The organism is Microcystis flos-aquae FACHB-1344 (assembly GCF_014698375.1).
GTDB classification, from domain to species: Bacteria; Cyanobacteriota; Cyanobacteriia; order Cyanobacteriales; family Microcystaceae; genus Microcystis; species Microcystis aeruginosa.
Window position 1 is genome coordinate 1 of the sequence record NZ_JACJSW010000088.1, and the last position, 5,293, is coordinate 5,293.

Consider the following 5,293-nt stretch of genomic DNA (forward strand, 5'->3'; position numbering starts at 1 on the left):
GCCCCTTTCACAGCGCTTTGGTCAGTGTTTTGGCCAAAAGAGATAAATCCGAGTCCGCGCCGATTGTCGAGACTATTACCACCCTAGTCAGTGCGATTTTATTAGCTGTCACCGTCTTTTTAATCGTTTTTGCCAATATTTTTATCGATGTTCTCGCTCCCGGTTTAGATGCCGCCACCCGCAGCATGGCCATTCAACAACTGCAAATTATGGCCCCCATGGCGGTTTTAGCCGGTTTAATCGGCATCGGTTTCGGTACTCTCAACGCGGCGGATCAATACTGGCTACCGAGTCTCAGTCCGCTTTTTTCCAGTGTAGCGGTGATTATCGGGGTGGGTTTGCTGGCCTGGTCACTTGGCGATCGCATTGATGAGCCGCAATATATTCAACTGGGGGGTTTTGTCCTCGCCGGCGGTACTCTCGTCGGGGCGCTCTGGCAATGGTTAGCACAAGTGGGCGCACAAGTCAAGGCAGGTTTAGGAAAATTAATATTTCGTTGGGATTGGCGGATACCGGGGGTGTCGGAGGTGTTGCGGGTGATGATTCCGGCGACCTTATCTTCGGGAATGTTGCATATTAACGTTTATACTGACCTCTTTTTCGCTTCTTTTATCGAAAATGCCGCCGCATCCATGCGTTACGCCAGTTTTATCGTTCTCACGCCCTTGGGCATCATGTCCAACATGATTCTCGTGCCGTTTATGCCGATATTTTCTCGACTGACGGAACCAGAAAATTGGGGAGAATTGAAGCAAAGAATCCGTCAGGGTTTATTATTGACGGCTTTAACCATGTTACCCTTCACGGCTATCTTTATCGCCCTCGCTTTCCCGGTAGTGCGGGTTATCTATCAACGGGGTGCCTTTAATCTGGCTGCCTCGGAACAGGTGGTTCCCGTATTAATGGCCTACGGTTTCGGGATGTTTTTCTATCTCGGCCGCGATGTTTTAGTACGAGTGTTCTATGCTTTGGGTGATGGCGAAACTCCTTTTAAGGTGAGTATGGTAAATATTTTTCTCAATGGTGTGCTGGATTTCCTCTTGTATAAACCTTTTGGTACTCCGGGGATTGTTTTAGCAACTGTGGGGGTTAATATCCTTTCTATGGGCATTTTCACGGTGATTTTAAATCGTCGTTTAGGGGGTTTACCCTTGGGAGAATGGGGTTTATCCTTATTGGGATTAACGGTAATTACCATGCTTTCTGGTGTTGCTAGTTGGGGTGCTAGTTGGGGTTGGGAAAAGGTTTTCGGTGCTGGTAATATTTTCCTACAATTATTACAGTTAGGTTTGGCCTCGACCGTAGCGGTGGGTTTATTCCTCCTCGGTGCGATGTTATTGAAGTTACCTGAATTAGACCTGTTAATCTCGCGAGTTCGTCAGAAGTTCTTGAAAAAATCTTAGGTCTAAGTTCCGGCCCCACTAGATTAAAGAAAGGTTACACCCTAGCCAATACCAAATCAGTTTTTAAGAGTCTGATTAACTCCCCCCCTCGCTCGTAATTACTGTTATAGGGGACGGAAGAATTTTTTCAATTTGCTCGCTCTCTTTTTGTTTAATATCAAACAAATCGAATCGGATTTGAAGATTTAACCAAAAATCAGGAGAGACTTGCAAGTATTTAGCTAGTCTTAAAGCGGTGCTAGGGGTAATCCCCCGACGACCGTTGACGATTTCGTTGATTTGCCGGTAGGGAACTCCGATTGCGTCGGCAAGTTGACGTTGTGTGATTCCCATCGGCTGCAAAAATTCCTCTTTCAGCATCTGGCCCGGATGGGTGGGTCTTCTATGGGTAGGTATGCGAACCATGCTTATACTCCTTTTTTAACTCCCTAAACTATTTCTTTTTTGCAGGGATTGTACTCTTAGACTAAATCCATTTATTAAAAACTGATTATTTATTCCCCTTTTTGCATGAGTGCATGATTAGAAAACGGGTTTCTCGGAGAAACCCGTTTTCTGTGCGGTATAAAACCCTTACCTCGTCTATATTTCACATTTATTCAGCAAACCCTATTTATTTTTAGGAATTGGGGGCAGTTGCGGTGATTTTCGGCGAGAATTAGAACCGGATATTTTCGGGGGTAGGGGTGCAGAACTGCGATTAGATAAACTTTGAAGGCTCTTTTTCATATTAGCAGGTTCCGGCAGTTCTAGAGTTACCCCTTCTCTAGCAATCATTGTTTCCTCTGGTAGGCATAAATCAAAAACAAAGGCGGAATTATTGGTTAAATCAGCAAATTCTAATTTTACCATCTCCGCAGAGGATTCTAGTGCTAATAAAGGTTCAATTTCGGTTTTAATTAACTGTTCTAATTGAGCCAGATAATTGATCTTAACAGGAGTAACAATTAAAGTTAACGTTTCTTGCCAACCTTGCCCCCCCAATTCTGCCAGAATATCCCCGTAACAGCGAATTTTCCAGCTACCTATTCCTAAATCTCGATAGGAAAAAATTTCCAGCCAACCCCCGGCATCCGATCGATAATAATGGGTATATCGTTCACTACTTTCGGGAGATTCGTAATCGATACGCACTTCGATATGGGCAAAAGGAGAATCCAGACGGGCCAAGAGACGATAGTTTCCCGAGACAATTTCTAGGGAATTAGTAGAAATTGTGCGTCCGTGATTCTCCCCTTGTTTTTGCAGTATAAATTCCATAATCTTAGCCTAGGCCTAATGTTTGGCCATGACGCTAAAACTTAGGATTTGTGCCGGGAGATTTGCGCTTTTAATTCCCCTGCTTGTGTCAATAAATCCGCTTGGGTTAGACTAATTTGTTCTTGGGTGGCCATCCATTTCAGTTGTACCGTGCCATTTTCAGCCTCAGCATCCCCTAAAATTATACAGCCCACGGCCTTAGCTCGATCGGCCCGTTTAAATTGTTTCCCGAAAGCGCTGCCACTTAAGTCTAACTCGACGCTAAACCCCAATCCGCGTAATTGCTGCGCTAATACCGCACTGCGCGCCTCAGCTTTTTCTCCTTTGGAGACGAGATAAAAATCGGGAACCAAAAAAGATAAAGATTGCTTTTGTTGTAATAATATAATCAGACGTTCTAAACCGATCGCCCAACCCACTGCTGGTGTGTCTGGACCGCCTAATTGAGCTATTAAACCATCATAACGACCACCACCGCAAACCGTGGCTTGAGCGCCTAAATCATCGGACTGAATTTCAAAGGCCGTATGGGTGTAATAGTCCAATCCTCGCACTAAACAGGGATTAAGATTATAGATAACTCCCAAATCAGTTAGTAAAGATTGTACCCGTTCAAAATACTTTTGAGAATCACTACCGAGATGTTCAAGAATACTGGGGGCATTCTCACAGATAATCTTGGTTTTCTCGTCCTTACTATCCAAAATTCGCAGGGGATTTTTTTCTAATCTCTGTTGAGAATCCGCATCTAAATCAGCTTTGTAGGGAGTCAAATAATCTAGCAAGGCCTGACGATAATTTTGCCTATCTTGGGCATTTCCCAGGGAATTAAGGTCTAATTTTAGGTTTTCTAGCCCCACAGCTTTTAATATCTCGCTGGCAAGGGTAATTACTTCCACATCCGCCCTAGGGTCATCACTTCCCAACAATTCGACCCCGATTTGATGAAACTGTCGCTGCCTACCCGCTTGCGGACGTTCATAACGAAACATCGGCCCCTTATACCAGAGTCTTTGTACTCCTCCGGCGGCCTGTAATTTGTGTTCAATATAGGCGCGAACGACCCCAGCCGTTCCCTCCGGTCGCAAAGTCAGGGAACGTTGACCGCGATCAAGGAAAGTGTACATTTCTTTACCCACCACGTCCGTCGCTTCCCCAATACCCCGTTCAAAAAGTTGCGTCTGTTCAAAAATGGGAGTTCGTATCTCTTGATACAGCGCAGTCCCTAAAATTCTGCTGGCAGTTTCCTCTAACCACTGCCAGTAACCGACCTCCGCCGGTAAAATATCTTTTGTGCCTCGGATTGCCTGGATTTCGCCCATAGTTCTCTGTATTTTTATCCCTATTTGAACAATCTTAAACCGCTTAGAGTCACTAATACCGTCGATCCTTCTTGACATCCTCGCCGCCCTAAAAGTGCGGCGATTCCTAAACCTCACGATTTAAGTTTCTGCTTCCACCACCGTCGCATACCACAGTTAAAAAACCATGTACTGTCTTACACAGAGTCCACAGACTTTCGCCCCATTTCAGAAGCCCGATTCCGTGTGTCCCACGGTACGTTGACCGCCTATAGCTTCTTGTACTTGTTGCGCGCGACTTTTTACCCGGCCAAGCTTTTCTGGTCGGAACCCCCTAAGCCGAGTTTTCAAGGTGCTGCGCCGTCCACTTGGTTTTCGAGACTGGCCTTTTAATTCTAACGTAAAGCCGCCGTTCTACGGCGGGGTTTCAGACCCAAAATTTCCGATGACCGATGACACCAAGAGGTAAAGTTATATCACCGGCAAAATTGGCTATTAGCAATATGCCGATAAACGCGAGGGCGAAAGTGATATTCTGTTTAACAATGCGATTGGCACGACGACCGAGGTTAATAGCGCTGGGAATTTTGGCTAAATTATCGGACATAAGGATAATATCGGCCGTTTCCAAGGCGACATCACTACCCGCTTTTCCCATGGCAATCCCCACATTAGCCATAGCTAAAGCGGGCGCGTCATTAATGCCATCTCCTACCATAGCGACAGTGTGATATTTTTCTTGCAGATTTTGGATAACGGTTAACTTATCTTCGGGCAGTAAATCAGCGTAAACCTCCTCAATGCCGAGTTTTTCAGCGACTTTATCGGCACTTTGTTGATTATCACCCGTAATTAAAACGATATGTTCGATACCGATCTTTTTTAGCTGCTTCACCAGATTAACTGCCGAGTCACGAAGGGTATCGGCCACAGCGATCGCACCGATTATTTGATTCTCTTGTACTACCCAAACTAGGGTTCTGCCTTCTTTTTGTAAACGCTCGCGGATAGCTAGGATATTCTGGTCAAGATCAGCAAGATGATCACGAATATAGGCAAAATTGCCCACAGATACCGACTTATCGGCAATTTTTCCCGTGATACCCCGTCCCGATACCGCTTGCACCTGATTAGCACTGAAGAAATTTATACCTGGACTTCCCCGTTGACAAAAAGCCATAAGCTGTGCTGTAGAAGGGATTAAAAGAATTTCCAGCGCCCCGTTACTGGGTACAAATTAGGGAAACTTCCAATAAATCTAACGCATGATTGTTGTAGAGAAGTCGGTCGAGTTATCTTAGAAAAACGATAACTTCCCTCTCTAATCGT

Annotated in this window: 4 protein-coding genes and 1 pseudogene; 1 reads left to right on the forward strand and 4 read right to left on the reverse strand. The window is 45.1% G+C overall.

Annotated features, from left to right (window positions below; all coding sequences use genetic code 11):
• Positions 1 to 1,403: murein biosynthesis integral membrane protein MurJ (gene murJ / locus H6G48_RS06595; protein WP_190720299.1), on the forward strand; the 1,403-nt coding region annotated here is incomplete at its 5' end.
• Between the two features lie 75 nt (positions 1,404 to 1,478).
• Here murJ and H6G48_RS06600 read toward each other — a convergent pair.
• The 4 genes and pseudogenes from H6G48_RS06600 to H6G48_RS06615 all read right to left on the reverse strand — a co-directional run.
• Positions 1,479 to 1,808 carry a HigA family addiction module antitoxin gene (locus tag H6G48_RS06600; protein WP_002786883.1) on the reverse strand — a complete coding sequence of 110 codons (330 nt, stop codon included), beginning with the start codon at positions 1,806 to 1,808 and terminating at the stop codon, positions 1,479 to 1,481.
• A 204-nt stretch (positions 1,809 to 2,012) separates the two neighbouring features.
• Positions 2,013 to 2,663 (reverse strand): hypothetical protein, encoded by a 651-nt coding sequence (locus tag H6G48_RS06605; protein WP_190720303.1) that lies wholly within the window; start codon positions 2,661 to 2,663, stop codon positions 2,013 to 2,015.
• A 41-nt stretch (positions 2,664 to 2,704) separates the two neighbouring features.
• Positions 2,705 to 3,985, reverse strand: coding sequence for a histidine--tRNA ligase (hisS, locus tag H6G48_RS06610; protein WP_190720306.1), 1,281 nt, complete (start codon positions 3,983 to 3,985; stop codon positions 2,705 to 2,707).
• 406 nt (positions 3,986 to 4,391) lie between these two features.
• A pseudogene (locus H6G48_RS06615) lies at positions 4,392 to 5,117 on the reverse strand (heavy metal translocating P-type ATPase); the annotation flags it as partial.
• Positions 5,118 to 5,293 lie beyond the last annotated feature (176 nt).

Excerpts from the sequence above, each read along its gene's own strand:
- hisS (WP_190720306.1), bottom strand. The coding sequence starts at position 3,985 with ATGGGCGAAATCCAGGCAATCCGAGGCACAAAAGATATTTTACCGGCG.
- H6G48_RS06605 (WP_190720303.1), bottom strand. The coding sequence starts at position 2,663 with ATGGAATTTATACTGCAAAAACAAGGGGAGAATCACGGACGCACAATT.
- H6G48_RS06600 (WP_002786883.1), bottom strand. The coding sequence starts at position 1,808 with ATGGTTCGCATACCTACCCATAGAAGACCCACCCATCCGGGCCAGATG.